The sequence below is a fragment of the Winogradskyella wichelsiae genome, from assembly GCF_013403925.1.
Taxonomy (GTDB): domain Bacteria; phylum Bacteroidota; class Bacteroidia; order Flavobacteriales; family Flavobacteriaceae; genus Winogradskyella; species Winogradskyella wichelsiae.
The window spans coordinates 802,919-828,483 of record NZ_JABFDJ010000001.1 but is presented as its reverse complement, the minus strand read 5'-3'; the positions used below and the strand labels follow the sequence as shown (position 1 = coordinate 828,483).

Sequence of the window (25,565 nt, the reverse complement as noted above, 5' to 3'; positions counted from 1 at the left end):
GTTTTCTTACTTGTAAAGAAAAAAATATTGATGCATTAGCAAAAATAGGAATATAAAATAGGTTCCATTTTGTAGTCTTTATAAAATGAAACCTATATAAATTTAATACCTATGGTAAATGTAATTAGCTTATTTGAAGTCCATTATTTACACCATCGGTGTCTGGATTAACAAAGACTAAATTTCCACCTTCGTCTTCGGTCATTAAAATCATTCCTTGACTTTCTACACCTCTTAATTTTCGAGGTGCTAAGTTCACTAAAACAGTAACACGTTTGCCAATAACATCTTCTGGTGAAAAGCTTTCAGCAATTCCAGAAACAATAGTTCGTTTATCAATACCTGTATCTACTTTTAAGACTAAAAGTTTTTTGGTTTTAGGCATTTTTTCAGCTTCAATAATGGTTCCGACACGTAAATCTAATTTTGTAAAATCTTCAAATACAATTTCGTCTTTTTGTGGCTCAATCACTTTATTTGCTGCTTCGTTCGCTTTTTTGCTAGCAATTAATTTTTCTAATTGCGCTTCTATTTGTTCGTCTTCAATTTTAGAGAATAACAAATCTGCTTTTCCTATGTGATGTAATGCAGGAATAAGAATGTCTTTAGTAGAAACATCTTCCCAACCATTGTCATTCATATTTAAAATACCTTTTAACTTATCTGAAGTAAATGGTAAAAAGGGTTCAGATAAAACAGCTAAGGCAGAAGCAATTTGTAAAGCCACAAACATTACTGTTTTGGTACGTGCTTCATCTGTTTTAATTGTTTTCCAAGGTTCTTCGTCTGCTAAGTATTTATTTCCTAGTCGTGCTAAATTCATTAATTCTTGGCTCGCTTCTCTAAAACGGTAACGTTCAATTGAGCTAGAAATTACAGCAGGATATGCTTTTACAGCAGCCAAAGTTTCTTCGTCAATTTCTAAATAATCAGAAGGTGCAGGAATAATGCCATCGTAATATTTATTACTTAAAACAACCACGCGATTAATAAAGTTTCCGAAGATTGCTACCAATTCATTATTATTTCTTGCCTGAAAATCTTTCCAAGTAAAATCGTTATCCTTCGTTTCTGGTGCGTTTGCAGTTAAAGCATAACGCAACACATCTTGCTGATTAGGGAAATCTATTAAATAATCGGGTAACCAAACCGCCCAGTTTTTAGAAGTCGATAATTTTTGACCTTCTAAGTTTAAAAACTCATTTGCAGGAACGTTTTCTGGTAAAATATAAGAACCTTCAGCTTTTAACATAGAAGGGAAAATGATACAGTGAAATACAATATTATCTTTTCCTATAAAATGCACCAATTTAGTGTCTTCGTCTTTCCAGTAATCTTCCCAGTTTTTACCTTCGCGTTCTGCCCATTCTTTAGTTGCAGAGATGTAACCAATTGGCGCATCAAACCAAACGTAAAGTACTTTTCCTTCGCCACCTTCAACAGGTACCGGAATTCCCCAGTCTAAATCTCTAGTTACGGCACGTGGACGTAAACCATCATCGATCCAAGATTTAACCTGACCATAAACGTTAGGTTTCCAGTCTTTTTTATGCCCTTTTAAAATCCATTCGCGAAGAAATTCTTCATGCTTATTTAAAGGTAAGAACCAGTGCTTAGTTTCTTTTAAACTTGGTACATTTCCTGTTATTGCTGATTTAGGATTTATTAAATCTGTAGCATTTAAACTCGATCCACAGCTTTCACATTGATCACCATAAGCTTCTTCATTCCCACACTTAGGGCAAGTTCCTGTTACAAAACGGTCTGCTAAAAACTGATTGGCTTCTGCATCGTATAATTGTTCTGTAACTTCTTCTACAAACTCATTTTTTTTGTAAAGTGTTTTAAAGAACTCTTGAGCCGTATCATGGTGGATTTTAGCTGAGGTACGTGAGTAGTTGTCAAATGAAATACCAAAATCTAGAAAAGATTGTTTGATAATAGCATGATATTTATCCACAATATCCTGTGGTGTTACGCCTTCTTTTTTTGCTTTAATGGTGATGGGCACACCATGCTCGTCGCTTCCGCAAATAAAGGCAACATCATTACCTGTTAATCTTAAGTATCTAGAATAAATATCGGCAGGCACATAAACACCGGCTAAATGACCAATATGAATTGGGCCGTTAGTATATGGTAATGCTGCTGTTATGGTATATCTTTTAGACATGTTTTTCTTATTTTTTGAGGCTACAAAAGTACGCAATATATAAGGGATTTAGAAAAAAAATGTACTTTTACCAAAAGCGAAATTTATGACTTTTAGACCACACTTAATGGCTCTTGTTTTTACCGTTATTTTTATGATATCATCGAAAATACAAGCCCAAATAGAAACTAATAAATCTATTGGAATGACTTCAAAATTAATTCAACCACCATATTTAAAAGCAGGAGATACGGTTGCTATTGTAGCACCCTCTGGAATTTTAAAAAATAGAGCAGATGAAGTACAACATGCCGTACGACTTTTAAAAAGTTGGGGATTACATGCTGTTGTTGGAGAACATGTGTTTAGTAAAGCGGATCATTTTGCAGGGACCGATGATGAGCGTTGTGCCGATTTACAAAAAGCGATGGACGATCCTAAAATAAGTGCGATTTGGTGTGCCCGTGGTGGTTATGGAACGGTTCGTATTTTAGATAAATTGAATTATACCAAATTTAAAGAAAACCCTAAATGGCTAATTGGCTATTCAGATATAACAGCTTTGCACAATCAAATGCATAAGGAAGGTTTTCAGTCGTTACATGCTTTAATGTGTGTGAGTTTACCAAACGATATAAGCACCATTAAAGAAACAGTTGCTACGTTTAAATCTACCATTTTTGGTCAGCCTGTAGGTTATACTTTAAAAGGATCGGAATATAATAGAGTAGGCGAAGCATCGGGTGAACTAATAGGTGGAAATCTTACCATTTTACATACCATGTTAGGTTCTGAAGAAAGTTTAGATACGGATGGTAAAATTCTTTTTATTGAAGAAATAGGAGAATATAAATATCATGTAGATCGTATGTTACAAAGCTTGAAACGCGCGGGTTACTTTGATAATTTAAGCGGACTTGTAGTTGGTGACATGACGAGAATGCGAAAAAACACAACGCTTTGGGGAACTTCTGTAGAGCAGTTGATTTTAGATGCTTTATCGGAATATGATTTTCCGATTACGTTTCATATGCCTGCGGGTCACGAAAAAGACAATCGTGCGTTGATATTAGGAAAAGAAGTGAAATTAGTTGTGGGTAAAGGACAGTCGACTTTAAAATATTCAAAATAACTTTTTTTGAAATTTATAAAATAGAAACGCGCCTAAAAAATAGAGTACAACATCTATAAGGTCACTTGTGTAGCGTGCGTTTGTTTCTGGTAGGAAGGCTTCAAAATACAAAGCGAAAAAAGTGGTTAATAGCATAATGATTACTAATGGCACGTAAAGTATTTCTGTTTTTTTATAGATGTGTAAAACAGCCAAGCATAGACTTAAAACAATAGGCATACATAGAAAGTCATTCACGTAAAAATAGATCCAATTTGGTAGCGGTGTTTCAAATCGATTTGCAATATAGATAGCAGTAGCCATGCCAACACTGATTAAGAATAAAGGCTGTTTTAATATTTTCAAAGTCTTATTGTTTTCTAAAGCTCACACAGAATTTATTTAATCATTTCTTGATCTTTATGCTGCAATTGCTGTAATGAGCCAAGCGATAAATACACCAATAGCCATAAAACCGAGCCAAATAGAATGTGTGATTTTTACAAAAACACGCACGATTAAAAATTTATGGTCTTTGTACTTTTCATAGAAAGAAGGGGAAGCTTCATTTTGAAGACGCTCGCGTTCTAAACGGTCTTTTTTGTCTTGAGCAAAGGCTAATTCGCGTCTTTTTTTATAAGACAAAAGCGTATTACATTGGGTACAATATTCTTCATTTGTATTGTAGACACCACAATTAGGACACTTAACATGACTCGCCATTTTATCAACTTTGAAATTAAATTAAAGATAGGACTAATTGTACTATTTTATGTGCTTGAAAGAAAGAGGTTTTGACTCAAACTATTTAATTGCTTATCTTTAAGAACATATAAGCGTAGTACAAGGTTTTAATTTTGAATCTAAAATTTGCGAAATTTAGATTCTTACTTTCTCAGGAATAATGGCAGAACACAATGAACTTGGTCAACTAGGAGAGCAATTGGCAACGGATTATCTTATTAAAAAAGGATATGAAATTGTGGAACGAAATTATGTGTTTCAAAAAGCAGAGATAGATATTATAGCAAAACACAATGGTTTTATGGTTTGTGTAGAGGTTAAAACTCGAAATTCTGATTTTTTTGGAGATCCACAAGAGTTTGTAACACCAAGTAAGATTAAGTTGTTGGTAAAAGCAATGGATGAATATATTACAAGCAATGCTATTGATCTAGAAACTCGTTTTGATATTACAGCCGTATTAAAGAATAAAACAACTAAGAAAATAACGCATTATGAAGATGCTTTTTATCATTTTTAATGGCTGTGATTCTGTTTAGAATGACATTATACTAACGATAAAACCCCATTTCATCTATAAGTTTCCAAACGTCATTAGGGAGCATTGGTCTAATATTGTTTCCTGCTTTAATTTCATTTCTAATAAAAGTAGAGGAAAGTTCCATAATTGGCGCTTCAACTTTTATAACCTTAGGATGATCTTTTAATTCGTTAACAACCTTGCCTTCCGATAATCTAGGATACACATAAATACTATGATTTTCTAAAATTATTTCGTTGTTTTTCCACTTGTGAAAACTCTTTAAATTGTCTTCTCCCATAATGAGAGAAAACTCAAATTCTGGGTGTTTCTCAAAGAGGTACGTTAAAGTGTTAATGGTGTAGTTGGGTTGTTTTAATCCAAATTCTATATCACTCGGGCGTAATTTATCATAGTCCTTTGTAGCCAAATGAACCATATCTAAACGTTGGTAATTGTCTAGTAAGCTGCTTTTCTTTTTAAAAGGACTTAACGGGGTTACCACAAACCAAATTTCATCTAAATCGCTATGTTCAACTAAATGATTGGCAATAGTGAGATGCCCAATATGAATAGGGTTAAACGTACCAAAATATAAACCAACCTTCATATTATTTTGCTATAAAATCTGCAACTAGTTTATGAGCATTTGCTAAAGCTTCATCTAAATTAGAGTTGATGACAATTTCATCGAAAAGTGGAGCAGTTGCTAATTCTGCAGGTGCTTTAGAAACACGCATGCTTATTTTGTCTTCACTTTCCTCACCACGTTCTTTTAAACGTCTTACCAATTCATTTAGGTCTGGTGGCTTAACAAAAATAGCAATTGTTTGATCTGGAAATTTTCTTTTAATACGAAGTCCGCCTGAAACATCAATATCAAAAATAACGTGTTTTCCTTGTGCCCAAATACGAGCGATTTCAGTTTTTAAGGTACCGTAGAAATTATCTCTGTAAACTTCTTCCCATTCTAAAAACTCATCATTTTTAATGCGGTTTTTAAACTCTTCTATGGATAAATAGTAATAATCTTTACCGTGTATTTCGTTACCACGTTTTTCGCGTGATGTTGCAGAAATAGAAAATTCTAAATTAAGGTCTGGTTGGTTTAACAAGTGACGCACTATAGTTGTTTTTCCAGATCCTGAAGGTGCTGAAAAGACAATAAGCTTGCCTTGTTTTTCGTTTTTAATGTATGACAAAGTATAATGTTTTTTGCTTACTAATGTTAAAGAACATTTAATAATTGTTCTTTAATTTTTTCAAGTTCATCTTTCATCTGAACTACTAATTTTTGCATTGGGGCATAATTAGATTTTGAACCGATGGTGTTAATCTCTCTTCCCATTTCTTGAGAAATAAATCCTAGTTTTTTTCCGTTAGATTCGTCAGAATTTAAAGTTTTTATAAAATACTCTAAGTGATTATCTAAGCGTACTTTTTCTTCGGTGATGTCAAATTTTTCAATGTAATAAACTAATTCTTGTTCAAAACGGTTTTCATCTACTTTTTCTTTAAGGTCAGAAACGCCTTTTTCTAAACGAGCTCTTACACCATCAATACGCTCCGGGTCTATTGCAATTACTTCCTCGAGTAAACGTTTTAAGGTTGCAACTCTTTCCGTGAAATCTTGGTTTAGAGTAGCGCCTTCATCCTTACGGTATTCTACGATGTTGGCAATGGCTTTGTCAATTTCTTCACTAATAAGTGTCCATTCATCTTCATCAATGTCGTCACGCTCTGTAGTTATAGCGTCTGGCATACGAATGGCCATTTTTAAAAGCTCTGTAGCATCACCATCTACAACTTCTTTAAGTTGTTTAATGTATTCCTTAACTACGGTTTGGTTAATTTTAGAGCTAGTGTCTTCACCTGTGATTTCTACAAAAAGTGAAAAATCGACCTTACCTCTAACAAGGCTGTTTGCAATAAGTTTTCTTATCCCTAATTCTTTTGCTCTGTACATAGAAGGCATGCGAGCGTTGAGGTCTAAACTTTTACTATTTAAAGATTTTAATTCTATTGAAATCTTTTTTGTTGGGAGCTGAAGAACAGATTTCCCATAACCAGTCATGGATTGTATCATTAAAGCATTGCAATTAAAGTTGCGCAAAGGTACAAAATTGAATGGTTTTATTATTTGATTAAATAGTTTAGCGAGAATTAAGGCGAACTAATGTAGTTTTATAACTTTGTAATTCACAACAGAAACAAAATTTATGTACAAAAAACAGTTTGAAATTCGCTGGAGCGATGTAGATGCCAATGGTCATTTAGCAAATTCTGCCTATACCAATTTTATGAGTCATGCAAGGATGTCTTTCTTTTCAGAGCAAGGGTTTTCTATGCCAGAAATCATGAAGCATAATGTAGGTCCTGTAGTGTTCTATGAACATATGTATTATTTTAAAGAATCATTTTTAGGTACTCCAATTACAGTTACAATTGAAGTTTCGGGTATTAGTGAAGATGGTATGTATTTTATGTTTGAACATAATTTTTATAACCATAAAGGAGACCATTTGGCGTATTGCGAAATGCAAGGTGGTTGGATAGATCTTAAGGCAAGAAAATTATCAGGTTTACCAGAAGTTCTGTTAGATTTAGCTCATAAATTTCCGAAATCAGAGAGTTTTAAAGTGTTAACAAAAGAAGATACGCGTAAACATGGAGTAAGACCGAAGCCTATGGGAATTTAAAATTTCTTAATTTATAAATATAAAACCTATGCGATTTTTTATAATTTCATAGGTTTTGTTTTTACTTAAAAACAGAATGTTGCTTAAAAGATTTTATCTGCACATTTTTAATAAACGGTTTTAAAACCTGGTTAGGTAAATACCTTTTGTGTTTGCAATAACAGGTTAGGTCTTCAGGTTGTGCACCGAGCGTACTTTTTATTTCAGAAGCGGTTCTTCCTAGATTAATTTTTGTCGATTTTGTAGCAATACCTAATCTAACGTAGTCATTTAAAATACGAGGATAAATGGCAAATTCTTTATTTTGCTCATAATCGATACCAATAAAATGTGCATCAAGATTCTTGTCGTTTTGCATTGCTGATAAAAAACCGACTAATTTTTGGTCTAGAAAATATCCTTTGACTATAAACTGGTCTTTAAAGGCTTTTTTAAGGTGAATGTAAGTTTTTAAATTTAGAATTTGAGCATTAAAATCAGCGTTAGCAATAGTGTTTTGGTAAAGTTCTTGAAGTTCATTTTTATGTTTTGTAATATCTTGTTCAGTAAAAAAACGAACCTGTAAACTTTCACTTTTTGCATCAGATCTATTTGCTTTAACTCGGTATTTAGATTTTAAAGCTTTGGTGTAATCTTCAAAAGAATGCCATTCTGGTTTTAAAGTAATAATCATATTAGGCTCCACTTGCATGGCGGCATAATCTAGAGTTTTAAGTTCATTGGTTATGCAAAGCGATTCATTTTTAAAATCTTTAATAAAAGTAGTACTCAGCTTTTTTGTGCTTTGTGCTAGTCCTTTCGCGCCATCAGCCAAAGCTTTAAAAGTTTTAATTTTATCCTCCCCATCTTTTAAAAATGTGCCGTATTCACCACTTAAAAACACATTCCCACAAAATAGAACTTTGATGTGATTATTACAAAACATGTTGTTAACCGTACATCTCAATTTATTAGACATACTAATGTTTTTGGTAATAGTTTTAATACCAATGGTTACAATTTGTGTGTTTGCAAAGGCAATGGCTTCCCTATTTTTTAAAATGAAAATATAATTAAAAGAAATATCTGTGTTGGCAGACTCAAAAGCTTTTAAAAACTCAGGTGAATAGTAAATATCGGTACAGCATTTAAGGCTATCCCAATAAGATTGAGGAATAGCGTCTATAGTTGTAAAGACTTCAGATGTTATTTGCAAATTAGTTTTGTTTTCAATTTAGAGTAAGCTGATGCTGTTATAAAAATGAAAAAAAGATTAAACTTTTTTATCCGTGTATCGCTACTTTGGCAGCTTCTACAGTTTTTTTAGCATTACCGATAAAAATAGAATCTTTAAATAAGATGACAGGGCGTTTTAAAAAAGTATAATGTTCTAGAATGTAGCTTTTATAATCTTCTTCCGTTAAAGATTTATTTTTTAAATCTAATTCTTTGTATAGCATAGCGCGTTTGCTAAATAAACTTTCGTAGCTATCGGTTAAAGCTCGCATCTGTTCTATTTGCTCTTTTGTAATAGGGTCTTTCTTTATATCTTGAAGTTGAAAATCGTCTGAGATATCTAGTTCTTTAAGAATGCGGCTACAAGTGCTACAGCTGCTGAGGTAGTATATTTTATTCATAATAGTGAGTTTCTAATTTTTCAAAATGCAAATTAACCTTAATTATAATGAAATTTAATTACATTTAAAAAAATTATCAATTTATGGATTGGACCTTCGGCATAACTCTTAAAAACAGAGAATTATTAGTGCGTTTTGTTGATGAACATTCCTTAGCCGAACTTAATAAAATACCCGAAGGATTTACAAATAATATTATTTGGAATATTACGCATACGATTGTTACGCAACAGCGTTTGGTTTATCATTTATCGGGTTTGTCAATGTTGGTATCTGATGATATGGTAACGAAATTTAGAAATGGAACGCAACCCGAAAATAATTTATCACAGCAAGAAGTCGATGTAATAAAAGACCTATTGATCTCTACGATTGAGAAAACCAAAGAAGATTATACCAAAGGTGTTTTTAAGACCTATTATGAATACACGGTTGGCATGAAAAGTACATTGCATAATGTAGAAGAAGCTATTGAATTCAATAATTTTCATGAAGGTATGCATTTAGGTTATATTTTAGCACTCAGAAAATCATTATAGCTTTATGGATTACTATTCAATTACCACCATTTTAATCGTTTTGTCAGCTCTTTTTGGTTACATAAATGAGCGATTTTTAAAATTGCCAATCACAATTGGTTTAATGGTAATTACCATTGTATTTACAGTAGTTGTCGTTGTTATTGGTCAATTTGATGATACCTTGTTATTACAGGAAAAAGAATTTATCTCAATGATAGATTTTGAAACAGTGTTGCTTGATATTATGCTGAGTTTCCTCTTATTTGCAGGTGCATTACACACCAATTTTAATCAGCTGAGAGTTCAAAGAGGTCCTATTTTGGCCTTTGCGACTTTGGGCGTTTTAGTGTCAACATTTTTAGTCGGTATTGCTATGTTTTATGTGCTAAAAATGATGGGTTTAAATATTGATTTTATTTACTGCTTATTATTTGGGGCACTAATTTCACCAACAGATCCTATTGCAGTTTTAGGAATTTTGAAAAAAGCAGGAGCACCAAAAAAATTAGAAACTAAAATTGTTGGTGAATCATTATTTAACGATGGAGTTGGAGTTGTCGTGTTTTTAACCATTTTTGCGATTGCTGCAAAGCCAGATGCTGCTATTGAGTTATCTGATATTGCAACCTTATTTGGTCAAGAAGTTATTGGAGGTATCGTTTTAGGTGTAATGTTAGGTTGGATTACCTACCAACTTATGCGTTCTATTGATAGTTATGAAATTGAAGTTATATTAACACTAGCAGCAGTTATGGGGGGAACAATGTTAGCACATCAATTTCATTTATCTGCACCTTTAGCTATGGTTACAGCGGGATTAATTGTGGGGAATGATACCGTTCGTAATTCGGCAATGTCTGAAACTACCGAACTTTACGTTGATAAGTTTTGGGAATTAGTTGATGTGTTATTAAACACAATTCTATTTGTTATGATAGGGATGGAAATGTTGATTCTAACTTTAGATGGTAAATTTATCTACGCAGGTTTATTTGCAATTCCTATTATATTAATGTGTCGTTATATTTCTCTATTTATACCCATTAAGTTTTTTGCAAAGCGTTTAGATTTTGTACCTAAAACTAATTTAATTATGACTTGGGGTGGCTTACGCGGTGGAATCTCTATTGCATTAGCTTTAAGTTTAACTAAAGACATGCATAGAGAATTATTCCTAGTTATCACATATGTAGTCGTGGTCGTATCAATTATCGGTCAAGGCTTAACAGTAGAGCCTTTAATTAGACGATTAACACGATCTAAAAATTAATGAAGTTTTAAAAACGATTCAGCTTTTTCAAAAGGAATCATAAATTCGGTGTAGCCTAAATCGTAAGAAGTAACTTCATACACGTTATAAATTAAGATTAAACCTTCTTCACTGAATCCTATATTTTCTGGTAATTGAAACGGTTCTCCGAAAAAGATGTTTTCTACAGGTGTGCTGGTATCATCCTCTTGTATGGACTCCATGAATTTAGATTCAGCAAGCGTTTTAAAACCATTTATATCGTTAATTAAATCATTAATTGTTAATGTTTTTCCAGTTTTAGCGTCAAGATTTAATAATTTTATTTGATCGTTACCGTGCGCGCCACCTTTAAACTCGTAAGTGCTAATAGCAATTGTAATAGCATCCTCAGACTGATACGTTAGCTCTGTTTCAATGTTCAATTCCCAAATAGGTTCGGATACTTCAGGGTATTCTGTTTTAAATTTTAAATATTCATTATTAAAATTTGTTAATACAGTTTCAAGATCTGTAGCATTTTCCGATGAATTTACAGTTTTAACTATTGCATTTTCTATCGCTTTATTTATAGTTTTACTAAGTTCTTTGTTTTTTTTAGCTTCATCAAAAGCAACAGTGATATTAGCTTCATAAGCTGTATCAATATTGTGAATTTTAAACTCTAACGGTTTTACTTCTTCATCACAAGCACTAAAAAGTACTAAAATGATTATAAATGGGAATATGTGTTTCAAAGTTATTTTTCTTTTGTTAAACATGATATAAAGGTATTGTATACTTTTCAATACAGCGAATTATCTTTTAGTTTTGTGATGCTTCATTCGTTATTTTTTTAACTGGATACATAAGAGAGAGAGAGAGAGTCATTTTTTTAAAACATACAATTATGAAATTTAATACTAAAACAATTCATGGTGGTCAAGAGCCAGATGCAGCTTATGGTTCCGTTATGCCACCAATTTATCAAACTTCAACTTTTGCGCAATCTACACCGGGTGGTCATAAAGGTTTTGAATATGCACGCTCTGGTAATCCTACACGTCATGCTTTAGAGAAATCTTTGGCTAGTATAGAAAATGGGACTTATGGTTTAGCTTTTGGATCGGGTTTAGCAGCGATTGATGCGATTTTAAAATTGCTAAAACCAGGAGATGAAGTTATTTCTACAAGTGATTTATATGGAGGAACCTATAGATTATTTACTAAGATATTTGAAGATTTTGGTATTGTATTTCATCTTGTGAATATGGATAACGTTGAAGCTATTGAAGATTATATTAATACGAATACAAAACTAATTTGGGTAGAAACGCCAACCAACCCAATGTTAAATATTATAGATATTAAAGGTACTGCTAAAATTGCAAAAAAACATAATGTATGGTTTGCTGTAGATAATACATTTGCTACGCCATACTTACAACAGCCTTTAGATTTGGGTGCTGATATTGTAATGCATTCTGCAACCAAATATTTGGGTGGTCATAGTGATTTGGTTATGGGAGCTTTAATTGTTAAGGACAAAGATTTAGCAGGCCGTTTATATTTTATTCAAAATGCAAGTGGTGCCATTTGTGGACCTCAAGATGCCTTTTTGGCTTTAAGAGGAATTAAAACTTTACATGTCCGTATGCAACGTCATTGTGAAAACGCTAAAGCTGTTGCCGAATATTTAGCGAATCATCCTAAGATAGAAAATGTGTATTGGCCAGGGTTTACAAATCATCCTAACCATAATATAGCAAAATTACAAATGAAAGATTTTGGAGGTATGGTTTCATTTACAACTAAAGGAAATAATTACGAAGAAGCGATTAAAATTGTTGAAACCCTAAAAATTTTCACTTTAGCTGAATCTTTAGGTGGTGTAGAATCTTTAGCAGGGCATCCGGCAAGTATGACCCATGCTAGTGTTCCTAAAGAAGAACGAGAAAAATTAGGTATTGTAGATTCTATGATTCGGTTAAGTGTAGGTATTGAAGATGAAGACGATTTGCTTAGTGATTTAAAGCAAGCTATAGGAAGTTAATTTCTACATGAATTTATAAATATTAAAAAAGCCAAATCGTATGATTTGGCTTTTTTTTATATTGTAAAGTAACTTTTAGTCTAAATAAATAATATACCCAAAGTTTAACCAAACGAGCCAATCATTCGTTTTGTTAGATGCTAACTGATGATCTAAACCATCTGTTTTATCATCAAAAAAGCTTTGAATTCTAAAATCGACCATTAAATCTGAAAGTGTAGTCAGTTTATATCTAACACCAACACTACCTACGATAGAAAGTGTAGATCCGTTTTCGTCTGTTATAGACCCAGGTTCCCAACTAGGGAAAAAATTATCTGCATTATTTATATTCTGGTCTCCGTAAGTTGTTGTAACACTAGGATTAAATGCTACATATTGTGCACCTAGACTTATAAAAGGAGCAAATTTATCACCACCTCTACGTCCGTATGAGAAAGATTTAAGACTCATAGGGTAAAATTCTAATTGTGCACCTAAATTCCAATTTTGAGCTTCTCCAGAATGTGTTCTTAATTTTTCACCTGCAACACTATTCTTGTCTGCCCACTGTCCGTAATGATTAAGTGTTGTTTTATTCCAAGATAATTCCGCACGTACTTTAAAGTGATCTCTAAAATAACTATTTCTGAATGATCGACTGTAGTTAGCGATATAGTCAAAATTCATGTAGTAAACAATACCGATACCAAAACCAACGTTACCTGAATTTGTATCGAAATCAGAACGTTCACCAAAGTCAGATTGGTAAGCTACAGGACCAGCTATAATACCAATTTCACTAGAAAAGCCTATCTGCGAATAGCTCAGTTGCACTGATAATAAAAGTATCAATGGAAAGAGTAGTTGTTTTATTCTTAGTGTCATGTAATTCTAAAATTGAAGCTCTTACCGAGCAAATATATAAAAACTCGACAGACAACCTATTAAACTCAATTAAATGAGTGCTTTTTTTTGATTTTTTAATAATATTTAATCTTGTTTCAGAATGAATAAATATCTTTATAGCATCAAAAATAATAAGATAGATATTTGTCTTGTTCTTAAAGCAATAAGGACGCTACAATATATTAAAATAAAATATCCTAATATTTTGCCAAATATAGATTAATATTTAGAACTGGTCAATGTATTAGCTAATTTCAAAATTAAATTATAGTTAAATGAAAAAAGAAATAGACGATTTTTTAGCAGAGGTAAAAGTTAGAAATAGTCATGAACCAGAATTTTTACAAGCAGTTAAAGAGGTTGCAGAGTCTATAATTCCGTATATTTCTGAACATAAATTGTATCGTGGTAAAAATATTTTATTAAGAATGGTTGAGCCTGAACGACTGATTTCATTTCGAATTAGTTGGGTAGATGATCAAGGAGAAATAAAAGTTAATAGAGGGTATAGGGTACAGATGAATTCTGCTATTGGTCCTTATAAAGGAGGTTTACGTTTCCATCCATCTGTAAATGCAAGTATTTTAAAGTTTTTAGCTTTTGAGCAAGTATTTAAAAATGCTTTAACGACACTCCCAATGGGTGGTGGAAAAGGTGGATCTGACTTTGACCCAAAAGGAAAGTCAGATGGTGAAGTAATGCGTTTCTGCCAAGCCTTTATGAGTGAATTATTCAGGCATATAGGGCCAAATACAGATGTTCCAGCAGGAGATATTGGTGTAGGAGGAAGAGAAATTGGTTATATGTTTGGGATTTATAAGAAGCTTAGAAATGAATTTACTGGAGTTTTAACAGGTAAAGGCGCAACATGGGGAGGTTCTTTAATGCGACCAGAATCTACGGGTTATGGTGTGGTTTATTTTGTTCAAAACATGTTAAAAGTAAAGGAGGAAACTCTAAAAGATAAGCGTGTTGTGATGTCTGGGTCCGGTAATGTGGCTCAATTTGCAGCAGAGAAAGCCATTGAATTAGGAGCTACTATAATTACAATGTCAGATTCTGGTGGTTATATTTTAGATGAAGAAGGTATAGATAAAGATAAGCTTAACTATATAATGGACCTTAAGAATGTAAAACGAGGGCGTATAAGTGAATATACTGAGCAATACCCTAGCGCTAAATACTATTCAGGTCAAAGACCTTGGTCAATCTCATGTGACATTGCTTTACCATGTGCCACTCAAAATGAATTGAACGGAGATGAAGCTAAGCAATTAGTAGAAAATGGTTGTATATGTGTAGCAGAAGGTGCAAATATGCCTTCAACACCAGAGGCAATTCATGTATTTCAAGAGGCAAAATTATTATTTGCTCCAGGTAAAGCTTCAAATGCAGGTGGTGTTTCTACATCTGGATTAGAAATGAGTCAGAATTCACTTCGTTTAAGTTGGTCTAAAGAAGAAGTCGATACGCGTCTAAAGACTATTATGGAAGCAATCCATGAATCTTGTGCCACTTATGGAAAAACAGAAGACGGATCCGTTGATTATATTAAAGGGGCAAACATAGCTGCCTTTGTAAAGATTGCAGACGCGATGTTAGCTCAGGGTGTAGTGTAATTAAACTGATAGAATAATAACTTTAAAAGCTTCTGTTTGGTTACAGAAGCTTTTTTAGGATATAATATATGATTAGCTTAAAATTATCGTTAGTATTAAATATCTTTGAGCAAACCTTATTAGTTGATGTTTAAATCCTTTTTTAAAATTTTAATTATAGTTTTTGGCTTAACTGCGTCAGGTTATAGTCAAGATTATTCAGCCCTATGGCAAGGCCATTATTCTTACAATAATATTGTAGCTATTACAACTGGAGAAAACAAAATATTTGCAGCGGCTGAAAATGCAATTTTTGAATATAACACATTAACACATGAACTGATTACTATTTCATCAGTAGAAGGGTTGTCTGGAGAGCAAATTAGCGCTATTTATTACAGTGAAAATTATCAATATTTATTAGTAGGTTATGAAACAGGATTAATTGAAATTTATTCTGAAGAAGATGGTTCGGTATTATCTATTGTAGATATTTTAGATAAGCAAAATATTACCCCTCTTAATAAGCGCGTTAATCATTTTTATGAAAACGAAGGGTTGATTTATATCTCTACAGATTATGGGATTTCTATTTATGACTTACAGCGTTTAGAGTTTGGTGATACATATTATATAGGAGCTGGTGGGACTCAGGTTATAGTGAAACAAGTTTCCATTTTAAATAACGAAATTTATGCAGCCTGCTTTGACGGTAATGGTTTAAAAAAAGCTGACTTAAGCAATCCTAATTTAATAGATTATCAGCAATGGGAAACCGTTTTAACTGGAAATTATTATACTATAAATGCATTAAATAATAAATTATATACCGCTCGAGGTGACAGAGCCGTTCGTGAAATAGATGGTGCCTCGGTAAGTACATTATTCACTTTACCATTAATACCTCAAGGGGCTTACAGTTCAGAGTCGTTTTTAGTCTATACAACTTTAGATAATGTTTATGTTTATGATGATGATATTCAGTTGGTCGAAAGTTTTCAGCCTTCAGGAGATTTTGATACTGAGTTTACTTCAGCAGTTGTTCTAAATGAAGAAGTTTATATTGGTACAACTGATTTTGGAGTTATAAATAACACTATTCCTGTTGCTTCAGAATACATCGAAATAAAACCCAACGGCCCATTAGAAAATGGAATCTATAAGTTAAATGCAACGACACAAACCGTTTGGGCTACCTACGGTGAATACACAAGTGTTTTAAATCCTTACCCTTTAACGTCTAAAGGCATAAGTTATTTAAATAATGAAGTTTGGAATGATTTGCCCGTTGATAGTCTTTTTGGTGCTGTAGAATTAAATGAGATTACTCCAAATATTTTTAATTCAAATCAGGTTTTTATAAGCTCATTTTTTAATGGACTATTAGAAATAAATAACTTTGAACCGACAATATTATATAATCAAACCAATAGTGGATTGGAATCTTTGATAACAGATAATCCAAATGATGTTGATATAAGAGTTTCTGCAACTGATTTTGATAGTTCTGGATTGTTATGGACCATAACAAGTAGAATTGAAAGCCCTCTAAAATCTTACGATCCAAATTCAGGAACTTGGCGCTCTTATAATTTTTCAGATTTAATTGATCAGCCTGATTCTGAAGAAGGATTCTTTGATATGGAGATTGATAATAATGGAACGAAATGGATTGGATCTTACTCAAATGGACTAATAGCTTATAACGAAACCATAACAAGTGATCCGTTACGTAATATTAATTCGGAATCACAAGGTGTAGATCCCTATTCGCGTTTTATAAGTTTAGCTTTAGACAATAATAGTCAACTCTGGACAGGGTCTACAAATGGATTGCGAGTGCTTTATAATACCTCGGGGTTTTACGATAATGTAAGTCCAACACTAAATTCTATTATTATATTAGAAGAGGGCATTGCTAAAGAATTATTAGAAGGAGAAACCATTACAGATATTAAAGTAGATGGGTCTAACAATAAATGGATTGGAACATTAGACTCTGGTATTTTCTATTTTTCACCAGATGGTCAAACAACGATTCATCATTTTACAAAAGATAACTCACCACTGCCTTCTAATCAAATTAATGATATTTCTGTAGATCAAGACAACGGTATTGTTTACATAGCGACAACAAAAGGTTTGCTTGCTTACAAAGCAGGTGGTTCAGCAGTTGGTGACTCGCTAGAGGATGCATTTGTATATCCAAATCCTGTGCGTCCAGAATATAATATTTTAGGTTTCAATGATCTTAATGATATTAATAAAGGAGTTAAGATTAGTGGTTTAACAGAACGTGTTAATATTAAAATTACTGATATTGAAGGAAATTTGGTAGCAGAAGCACAGTCTAATGTTAACTTAAGATCTTCGGGGGCAAATTATAATTTTGCCATAGACGGTGGTACAGCCATTTGGAATGGTAAAAACCTTGGTAATAATGTGGTAAGAACAGGTGTTTATGTCATTCTAATCTCAGATTTAGATTCATTTGAAACCAAGGTGCTTAAAGTTCTTATAGTACGATAAAATATGCTTTCAAAAAATAATAGCATAGTGCTTTCAAAATTAAAGTTTAGAGACCACGATCTTATTGTGAAGTGTTATACGGAGCAACGCGGTGTAGTAAGCTATTTGCTAAGAGGGGTTCTGAAATCAAAGAAAGGATTATCAAAAACCGTGTATTATCAAGTTTTGTCTCAACTTGAAATAGAAGAAAGTTACAAGCCCAACCAATCGCTTCATTATATTAAAGAAGTTAAATTTAATTACATCTACAAAAGCCTTCATACTAATATCTATAAGAGCTCTATTGTGCTGTTTTTATCCGAAATACTTTCTAATGTATTAAAGGAAGAAGAAAAAAATAAAGATCTCTTCCATTTTATAGGCACGGCGCTGCAGTACTTAGATAATGAAGATCAGTTCTCTAATTTTCATATTTTATTTCTTTTAAAGTTAACACGTTATTTAGGGTTTCAGCCCGAAAATATTAATAATGACTACCCTTATTTTAATTTAGAATCTGGGATTTTTGAAGCTTCTAATTATGGCATTTATTCGCTTTCTGGTGAAAATTTAACATTGTTAAAACGTTTGTTAGGCACAAATTTTGATACCTTAAATACAGTTGAAATCAACGCGGCACAACGGCAAGAGTTTTTAAATATATTGTTGAATTATTTTGAATTACATTTAGGGAGTTTTAGAAAACCTAAGTCACTTCAGATCCTTAATGAAGTGTTTCATTAGGTTATTTTCTCTCATATTTTATACTAATTATGAATTTACAAGTGCAACTTAAAACGTCTTATAGTCTTTTTTTGTTTTTTGCATTACAGTTCGTTTTTGGTCAAAATATAACGGTTTTAGAGGTCGATAGTCATTCTCCAATTCCTGGTATTGCCTTGTATAATCTAGATCAAAGTAAAGTTGTTGTAACCGATATAAACGGTAAAGCTTCCTTATCTATTTTCCATAGTAATGAAATTATATTTTTAAAAGATTTTTTATACGAAAACCAACAATTTACAAAAACTGAAATAGCTTCTAATAACACGATAATTTACCTTAAGCTTAACGTAGAAAGCTTAGATAAAATCGTTATTTCTGCCTCTAAGTTTGAGCAAAATAAACGAGATATTCCTCAAACAATTGTCAGTATAGGAGCTGAGGCAATTGCATTAGCCAATCCACAAACGAGTGCAGATGTTTTAGAAAACTCTGGAAATATCTATATTCAAAAAAGTCAAATGGGTGGTGGTAGTCCTATGATTAGAGGTTTTTCTACCAATCGGCTTTTAATAACGGTGGACGGAGTTCGGATGAACAATGCTATTTTTAGAGGTGGAAACCTTCAAAATGTTATCGCAATAGATCCATTTGCTTTAGACCACACCGAAGTTACACTTGGTGCTGGTTCTGTGGTTTACGGAAGTGATGCCATTGGTGGTGTAATGAGCTTTTATACTAAAAAACCTCAACTCGCTAATTCTAATGAATTAGAATTTAGTGTCAACGCCCTAACCCGGTTTGCTTCTGCCAATGACGAAAAAACAGGCCATTTAGATTTTAATCTTGGTTATGATAAGTGGGCCTTTTTAAGTAGTGTGAGTTACACTGATTTTGGTGATTTACGAATGGGATCTAACGGACCAGAAGATTATTTAAGACCAGAATATGTGGTAATAGAGAATGGTGAAGATATGGTACGGATCAATTCAAATTCTAATGTACAAACCCCAACAGGTTACAATCAAATTAATTTGATGCAGAAGATAAGGTATAAACCAGCTCATACTTTAGATTTTGATTTAGGACTCTATTACTCTACAACGTCAGACTTTTCTAGATACGATAGATTATTGCGTTACTCTGATGATCAATTACGTTCTGCCGAATGGAATTACGGACCTCAACAATGGTTTATGGGTAACTTTCAACTTACTAAAATAAGTAGTCATTCTAATTTGTATGATAAGATTCAAACTACCTTGGCTTATCAAAATTTCAAAGAAAGTAGAATGGATCGTGATTTTGGATCTCGCTTAAGGAATGTGCGTGAAGAGAACGTTGATGCAGTGTCTTTTAATTTAGATTTAGAAAAGCGGTTTGGCACTAAGACGTCCCTTTTTTACGGTGTAGAATATATTTATAATAAGGTTGGCTCTTTCGGTGAAGAACAAAATATAGACACCGATACTCGTGTTTTAGATGTTACGCGGTATCCTAATGGTGCGACTTGGCAGTCCTTTGCAGCTTATACCAGTCTAAAGTATAAGCCTAGTACTAAATTTGTGTTTCAATCGGGATTACGTTATAATCAAGTTTGGTCTAAAGCCAACTTTACGGCAAACAATGTCTTTTTAAATCTTCCGTTTAATGAAGCGCAATTAAGTACAGGCGCCTTTACAGGAACGGCAGGTGTAACTTGGTTTCCTAACACTGTCATGCAATGGAAACTAAATGCTTCTACGGCCTTTAGAGCTCCAAATATAGATGATGTAGGTAAGGTGTTTGATTCGGAACCTGGTGCTGTGGTTGTGCCTAATAAAGATTTGAAAGCTGAATATGCTTATGGTGTAGAGTTGGGTTTAAAACTCGATTTTAATAACAAAATAATTTTAGATTTAGCCACTTATTATACTTTTCTAGATGATGCTTTAATACGAAGAGCTTACGAATTAAATGGTGAAACGGAACTACTTTATGATGGTGAATTAAGTACCGTGCAGGCCATGCAGAATGCTTCTAAAGCTTGGATTTATGGTTTTGAAGCAGGATTAGAGGTTAACTTTAATAAGGATTTAAAATTACGATCACAATATAATGTTGTTGGTGGTACAGAAGATAATGATGGCATAGAAGAACCTATACGTCATGTTGCCCCAAACTTTGGTCGGACGCATTTAATTTGGAAAACAAAACAGTTATTGTTTGATGCTTATATGGTTTATAATAGTGAATTGGGTTTTAATGAATTGGCGCCATCTGAGACGGAAAAGGATTATATCTATGCTTTAGATGGAGATGGTAATCCTTATGCACCATCATGGCACACTTTAAATTTACGAACACAATATCAGTATGATAAGCACCTTAGTCTTACCGCTAGTTTGGAGAATATTACAGATCAGCGCTACCGACCTTATTCTTCTGGGTTGTCGGCTGCAGGTCGAAATTTAATTTTAGCTTTAAAATATACGCTTTAAGTTAAAAAACTCTTTTTTTTGCTAGAAAAATACTTGTATTTACCCTTTCGGCCTGCGTGTCATTAGCATAAACTAGCTATGGATTACCTATACGGTATGTAGGGAGTATCCATTAAGTATCTTCGGTGAATCTCTAATTAAATTTGTAGTAAAATAGTTTTATAAGTATTGTAGTTATCTATAGAAAAAAACCTCTGTAAAAAGAGGCTTTTCTTAAGTTTTAAACGAAGGTTGGTAAGTTAGTGTTGTTTAATTGCTTTTTTACTAATAATCTGTCCGTTAGATAAAGTTATTTTAGCGATGTATGCCGCTTTACTCAGTTTAGATAAATCGTAAACCTCGGCAGAAGTGTTGCCTTTTAGATTGTAGATTACTCTTCCTGTAATATCTATAATGGCAATCTGTTTAATTGTGTGTGTATTTCCTATTCTAAACTCAACCATGCCATTATGTAGCTCTGTAATGGTTATGGTGTTGGCATCGATGACATTATCATCAGTGGATAAGACGTCTTCTTGTCTGAATACGATCTCGAAACGCTCGTTAAAAGTTCCTTCTTCTAGAGTGAACATATAAGGTTGTAGGCCTAGATTGTGTGTAATGCCTAAGGTATTATCTTTTAAATACACGGTTTGGCTTTCAGTTTCAAATAAACCATCTACTGTATGTATACCAAGCGTGTAATTAGAAGTGTTTGTCGCTTTTATACCTAAAGGAATTACATCTGTTGCATTAAAAGGTAATTGTAACCCTTGAATTTTGTAAGGCTGGTTATCTATAATGGAGTAGAAGTTATTTACGCTACTTAATTCTGCAATTGCATCGTACATTCGGTCTGCTTCATCGGTGGCATTTTCAATATAACCAATAAGGATACGTTTAGAAGACTCTCCTTCGGGTACTAAATCTAACCATATTCTGTGTTTTTCAACATTTGCTGTTCTGTAAAAACCAGAGTTGCTCAGTGCTGTGTTTCGCATGGTATTATTAAAAACCACATTATCAGTTGTTGCAGATCCATCAACCATATTTACCATAAATCCTTGTGCAGCAGCTATAGTTCCATCAAAAGTATTGGGTCCGGTATTGGGTCCGGTACTGTTATATGTTAAATAGTCTTCTTCATTATAGTTTGTTGAAAAATAGTCATAGTAAGGTTCTGAAGTGGCGTTGTTTGGTAATGTACCATGTGTCCATATGTTGATGTATCCTTTTAAATTTGTGTTTGTAGAAAGCAATGCGTCTGCGCTTATTGCAGAGGGGTAGGGATTACCTAATAAGTTCCAGTTGTCATCTATAATGTCGAAGGTGATAGGGTTTGATCCTCTAGAGACAGGTACTGTATATGTTCCGTTGAAAGGTACTCCATTATTAAAAGTAGCTGTGTAATCTGTAAGTGTTGTTCCAAAAGCCTCTGGGCCTCTAATGATATACCCTACGCCAGGGGTCATTGTTTCTCCTGTTGCCGATTGCCAATTGCCTTCACTTCCATTTGTATTTGTTACTGTAGGGTGCCATTTGTAAATTTTATTGGTAGGTGATGCCGGTGATACGTCATTAATGTTAAACCCTTGTATTGGAGTTGACCAATAGACATAATCTAGCTTGCGTATCGATGTGGTGCGCTCCATGCTGAGGTTTCCAGTATTGGTGGTATTATCATCTATTTGTACCAATGATCCATTGTTTTCTATGTTGAATGTTCCGTTGTTGGTAACGTCGTAATAGACTTCAGCGTATTTACTATCTGTTATTGTTAGCGTTTTACCTGCATTAATAATTAGTCTGCATGCGCTGAAACTCACTTCTGTAGTGGTATTGTAGTTTTCATTAAGGATTACAACACGGTCAATTGTTGGTGCTGTAGACCAATTTGTTCCGTTCCATTCAGATGTTAACACCTCTAACTTGGCTGCATTAGAAGCTGTATAACAGGTTGCGCTATCTTCTCGTAATTGACAGTAGTATTGGTATCCTTTTAGGGCGTAGTTATTGTTAGTTATGAGGTTTGCTGATTGCTGCCCTGTATAATTGGTGTCGCTTGGGACTATTTCCGTCCATGTAGCGGCTCCAGGGGCATTGTAGTACCATTGGTAGGTTAAATTTTTTGTATCATCTGTTTCATTATAGCTTTCTGTACCTGCTATAGTGAAGCTAGCAGACAAGCTGCAAGATGTACCGGTGTCTAATGGTTGCAGGGTTATTGTTGGTGCTTCGCCTGTAGAGAAATCGAAATTACTAATATCACTATAATCTACAGGGGTTATAGTTTCCCAATCTGCAGGATTCCAAATTGTACTAGGTGCAGTTATACCTGAATTTTTTCTGCTATAAGTGTAATCTTTAGATGTAATGGTAAAAGGGTCTCCTGATGTTTCTCCCCATAGGTCTAACCATGTTTCTGTAGTTCCATTGTCAAAATATAGTCTTATGTTATCATTATCATTAACCCCACCTGTGTTGCTAAATTGATCTGCTGTAAAACCACCTTCAGGATCTTCTGCGTTCTCACCACCTATAGCGAGAAGATATGCATTATCATTTGCTAAACTTCCTGATAGTTCAATTGTGGCTGTTGCCGATGTTGCTCCGTTGTTATGTATTCTTATCTCGTAATCGTTGAGGTTAACACTTGTTCCGGTGCCATTATAAATTTCAATATAGGAATGAGATCCTGATCCTGCATCTGTAATTTCACTTATGAAAAGGTTGACAGGCATTGTTGTGGAGTTTCCGTCACAATCTGCTATTAAATTATTCACTACGGTGAAAACTTCATAACTTAAACAGCCTAAATCATCATAGATTTCTATACTTCCAGTAAGCGCTCCTGTTGGTATTGTAACTTCTATTTCTAAAGCTGATATTACGTTTACGTTAGCACTAATTCCACCAATACTCGCTGTTGTTGATAATCCGAAATTAGCTGTAGTAGATGTTACATTAACCGTTGTACCGACGGGTCCTGTATTAGGGAGTAGATCTATAGATCCAGAAACGCACTCTCCGATTCCACTTACCTCAAATGTGTATGGGTTTTCATCGGCATCATTACTTACTATGTTGATAGTAGAAGTGCTTAGGCCAGTTGCTGTAGGTGTATATGTTATTTGAAAGATTTCTTCTGTTCCGGCTGTAATGGTAGTTGCTGCAGGGTTTAGTGTTATTGTAAATTCTGAATTAGAGGACGTAATTGATGTTAAGCTCAAGTCTGCTGTACCTTCATTACTTACATAAAAATCTTTTGCGGCTGAAGAAGATCCTATAGTTGTGGTTAAAAAGACAGTATTGTAAGTGGTATTTGCAGTTGATCCAGTTGGTATAGAGGTTCCTGTGTTGCGCTCTATGTCTATTTCAGGGTTAGATGAGCCAGTAGTTACTTCACCGCTAACACTGACCGAAGGTGTTGTTGTTAACCCCGAAGTTAAATAGGTTGTGGTAATTGTGCCACTATAGGTGTTAATTTCTAATCCGTCCTCTAAAACAACATATATTGTATTTGTGCCATTTGCTAAATTTATTGGAAGAATAGGGATATCTAATGTCGATGTATAAGGACCTCCACTAGTTAATGAAATTAAAAAATTAGTAGGGGCATTAACTCTTATGCCTGCAATCAGTAATAATCCTTCTATATCAAAAGATTGTTCTGCTGATGGGCCTGAGCCATATGTGTAATCTAGGTTGCTCAATGTATTTTGAGAAACTGTTATGGTTGGTGTTGGGATTATTCCAGAACAAGGTCCGGGATTTGTTAGTACAACGTTTTGTGTGCAATTACCACTGATATCTGTTATTGTTACTATAACATCTCCATTAAATGCAGATCCTGCTTGTAGTGTAAAGTCTGTTTCAACGCCGTAAATACCTGAAGTAGGTGTTACAGAGTTTATCCCATCAACCGATACATTATAAGTTGTTCCTAAGTTGGTTCCTGTTGGGTTTAATTTAAAGGTGATATTGTCATCTAAAAGCGGGTATATTGTTAGGTTATCATCGCAATAAATATCTGTTAACCCTAGCGATACTATTGTGCAAGGACTTACGGCACTAGCTGTTATTTCTACATCATCTATGGCCATATTTTCCCCTCCTATTGATGGTTTTGTATAGGTCCATTTTACATAGCGCGTATTCGAATTTAAGAGATATGGGCCTTTAAATTCACAACCCATTGATAGGTTAATAAGGTTCGATGTTAATTCTACGACCTCAGTATAGCTGATGCCATCTGTTGATTCCTCTACCAGCAGCGATGATGTCGATAGTATATTTGTCGTTTTAGTAACAAATGTCAATTCATCGGGTGTAGTATTAAAATAAACTATTTTATTTTGTCCATCTGAATTGAATTTAGTACTATTTGAAGTTGAACAAGCAAAAATTGATGTATAAGTATCTGATGATGAGTCTGTCCAGCCTGTTGGTGGGGTGTCCCATATGGTTCTTGATAATGGAAGTGTTGCCTGTGTGTAGCTCGATAAGGGAAAGCACAAAAATAAGGCCAATAGGATGGAGTGTTTGTAAGATGTAAACATAATTGAAGTCGGTTAAGTTATGTAAGACAAACTTTGGGGATTGTAAGTCAAGCACTTGTAAGGTATAAATTTATTTAATAAAAACTTCAAGAATTTAAGAAAACAGGCTAAAAAACACGCTTTTTAGCGAAGAAAATAGCATTTTAAGTGTTTTTTGTTGTGTTTTCTTACTTTTTTGTAAGATTT

At 33.6% G+C, this 25,565-nt stretch carries 21 protein-coding genes; 10 read left to right on the top strand and 11 right to left on the bottom strand.

Features of this window, described 5'->3' with window-relative positions; translation table 11 throughout:
• Window positions 1-124: 124 nt before the first annotated feature.
• Window positions 125-2,209 (bottom strand): methionine--tRNA ligase, encoded by a 2,085-nt coding sequence (gene metG / locus HM985_RS03545; RefSeq protein WP_179374905.1) that lies wholly within the window; start codon window positions 2,207-2,209, stop codon window positions 125-127.
• Window positions 2,210-2,258: 49 nt separating this feature from the next.
• Between metG and HM985_RS03540 the strand changes: the two genes are divergently transcribed.
• Window positions 2,259-3,284 (top strand): S66 peptidase family protein, encoded by a 1,026-nt coding sequence (locus tag HM985_RS03540; RefSeq protein WP_246284945.1) that lies wholly within the window; start codon window positions 2,259-2,261, stop codon window positions 3,282-3,284.
• On the opposite strand, the gene HM985_RS03535 is transcribed toward HM985_RS03540, so the two are convergent.
• Window positions 3,276-3,629 (bottom strand): hypothetical protein, encoded by a 354-nt coding sequence (locus HM985_RS03535; protein ID WP_179374904.1) that lies wholly within the window; start codon window positions 3,627-3,629, stop codon window positions 3,276-3,278. The genes HM985_RS03540 and HM985_RS03535 overlap by 9 nt on opposite strands.
• Window positions 3,630-3,683: 54 nt before the next feature.
• On the bottom strand, window positions 3,684-3,986 hold the full coding sequence (locus HM985_RS03530; RefSeq protein ID WP_179316638.1) for a hypothetical protein: 303 nt from the start codon (window positions 3,984-3,986) through the stop codon (window positions 3,684-3,686).
• A 181-nt stretch (window positions 3,987-4,167) separates the two neighbouring features.
• On the opposite strand from HM985_RS03530, the gene HM985_RS03525 reads away from it, so the two are divergent.
• On the top strand, window positions 4,168-4,527 hold the full coding sequence (locus tag HM985_RS03525; protein ID WP_179374903.1) for a YraN family protein: 360 nt from the start codon (window positions 4,168-4,170) through the stop codon (window positions 4,525-4,527).
• A 31-nt stretch (window positions 4,528-4,558) separates the two neighbouring features.
• Here the strand turns inward: HM985_RS03525 and nadD are convergent, their stop codons facing one another.
• From nadD to HM985_RS03510, 3 genes are read right to left on the bottom strand one after another with little or no spacing between them, the layout of a single operon-like run.
• Window positions 4,559-5,137, bottom strand: a complete 579-nt coding sequence (gene nadD / locus HM985_RS03520; protein ID WP_179374902.1) for a nicotinate (nicotinamide) nucleotide adenylyltransferase — start codon at window positions 5,135-5,137, stop codon at window positions 4,559-4,561.
• Between the two features lies 1 nt (window position 5,138).
• Window positions 5,139-5,729, bottom strand: coding sequence for a guanylate kinase (gene gmk, locus HM985_RS03515; RefSeq protein WP_179374901.1), 591 nt, complete (start codon window positions 5,727-5,729; stop codon window positions 5,139-5,141).
• A gap of 26 nt (window positions 5,730-5,755) precedes the next feature.
• Window positions 5,756-6,613, bottom strand: coding sequence for a YicC/YloC family endoribonuclease (locus tag HM985_RS03510; RefSeq protein ID WP_179374900.1), 858 nt, complete (start codon window positions 6,611-6,613; stop codon window positions 5,756-5,758).
• Between the two features lie 133 nt (window positions 6,614-6,746).
• Here HM985_RS03510 and HM985_RS03505 point away from each other — a divergent pair, with 133 nt between their 5' ends.
• Window positions 6,747-7,226: an acyl-CoA thioesterase gene (locus HM985_RS03505; protein ID WP_179374899.1), complete on the top strand. Its 480-nt coding sequence runs from the start codon at window positions 6,747-6,749 to the stop codon at window positions 7,224-7,226.
• A gap of 61 nt (window positions 7,227-7,287) precedes the next feature.
• Here HM985_RS03505 and HM985_RS03500 read toward each other — a convergent pair whose 3' ends face one another.
• Window positions 7,288-8,421 (bottom strand): peptidogalycan biosysnthesis protein, encoded by a 1,134-nt coding sequence (locus tag HM985_RS03500; RefSeq protein ID WP_179374898.1) that lies wholly within the window; start codon window positions 8,419-8,421, stop codon window positions 7,288-7,290.
• 67 nt (window positions 8,422-8,488) lie between these two features.
• Window positions 8,489-8,842, bottom strand: coding sequence for an arsenate reductase family protein (locus tag HM985_RS03495; protein ID WP_179374897.1), 354 nt, complete (start codon window positions 8,840-8,842; stop codon window positions 8,489-8,491).
• 83 nt (window positions 8,843-8,925) lie between these two features.
• On the opposite strand from HM985_RS03495, the gene HM985_RS03490 reads away from it, so the two are divergent.
• Window positions 8,926-9,381: a DinB family protein gene (locus tag HM985_RS03490; RefSeq protein WP_179374896.1), complete on the top strand. Its 456-nt coding sequence runs from the start codon at window positions 8,926-8,928 to the stop codon at window positions 9,379-9,381.
• Between the two features lie 4 nt (window positions 9,382-9,385).
• Window positions 9,386-10,633, top strand: coding sequence for a cation:proton antiporter (locus HM985_RS03485; RefSeq protein WP_179374895.1), 1,248 nt, complete (start codon window positions 9,386-9,388; stop codon window positions 10,631-10,633).
• Here the strand turns inward: HM985_RS03485 and HM985_RS03480 are convergent.
• Window positions 10,630-11,349 carry a DUF3298 and DUF4163 domain-containing protein gene (locus HM985_RS03480; protein WP_179374894.1) on the bottom strand — a complete coding sequence of 240 codons (720 nt, stop codon included), beginning with the start codon at window positions 11,347-11,349 and terminating at the stop codon, window positions 10,630-10,632. The two genes, HM985_RS03485 and HM985_RS03480, sit on opposite strands and share 4 nt — an antisense overlap.
• 152 nt (window positions 11,350-11,501) lie before the next feature.
• Between HM985_RS03480 and HM985_RS03475 the strand changes: the two genes are divergently transcribed.
• On the top strand, window positions 11,502-12,644 hold the full coding sequence (locus HM985_RS03475) for a cystathionine gamma-synthase (RefSeq protein WP_179374893.1): 1,143 nt from the start codon (window positions 11,502-11,504) through the stop codon (window positions 12,642-12,644).
• A gap of 75 nt (window positions 12,645-12,719) precedes the next feature.
• Here the strand turns inward: HM985_RS03475 and HM985_RS03470 are convergent, their stop codons facing one another.
• A complete protein-coding gene (locus HM985_RS03470; RefSeq protein ID WP_179374892.1) occupies window positions 12,720-13,511 on the bottom strand; it encodes a THC0290_0291 family protein in 792 nt (263 codons plus the stop codon).
• Between the two features lie 296 nt (window positions 13,512-13,807).
• Between HM985_RS03470 and gdhA the strand changes: the two genes are divergently transcribed.
• The 4 genes from gdhA (at window position 13,808) to HM985_RS03450 (ending at window position 20,841) form a co-directional block, all read left to right on the top strand.
• The gene (gdhA, locus tag HM985_RS03465) at window positions 13,808-15,151 is read left to right on the top strand and encodes an NADP-specific glutamate dehydrogenase (RefSeq protein ID WP_179374891.1); all 1,344 of its coding nucleotides are present in this window, start codon (window positions 13,808-13,810) and stop codon (window positions 15,149-15,151) included.
• A 126-nt stretch (window positions 15,152-15,277) separates the two neighbouring features.
• Complete coding sequence (gene porZ / locus HM985_RS03460; RefSeq protein ID WP_179374890.1) at window positions 15,278-17,659, top strand: type IX secretion system anionic LPS delivery protein PorZ; 2,382 nt, start codon at window positions 15,278-15,280, stop codon at window positions 17,657-17,659.
• Window positions 17,660-17,662: 3 nt separating this feature from the next.
• Window positions 17,663-18,382 carry a DNA repair protein RecO gene (recO, locus tag HM985_RS03455; protein ID WP_179374889.1) on the top strand — a complete coding sequence of 240 codons (720 nt, stop codon included), beginning with the start codon at window positions 17,663-17,665 and terminating at the stop codon, window positions 18,380-18,382.
• A 29-nt stretch (window positions 18,383-18,411) separates the two neighbouring features.
• Complete coding sequence (locus HM985_RS03450) at window positions 18,412-20,841, top strand: TonB-dependent receptor plug domain-containing protein (RefSeq protein ID WP_179374888.1); 2,430 nt, start codon at window positions 18,412-18,414, stop codon at window positions 20,839-20,841.
• Window positions 20,842-21,080: 239 nt separating this feature from the next.
• Here HM985_RS03450 and HM985_RS03445 read toward each other — a convergent pair whose 3' ends face one another.
• Entirely contained in the window at window positions 21,081-25,379 is a 4,299-nt protein-coding gene (locus tag HM985_RS03445; RefSeq protein WP_179374887.1) for a lamin tail domain-containing protein, read from the bottom strand.
• Window positions 25,380-25,565 lie beyond the last annotated feature (186 nt).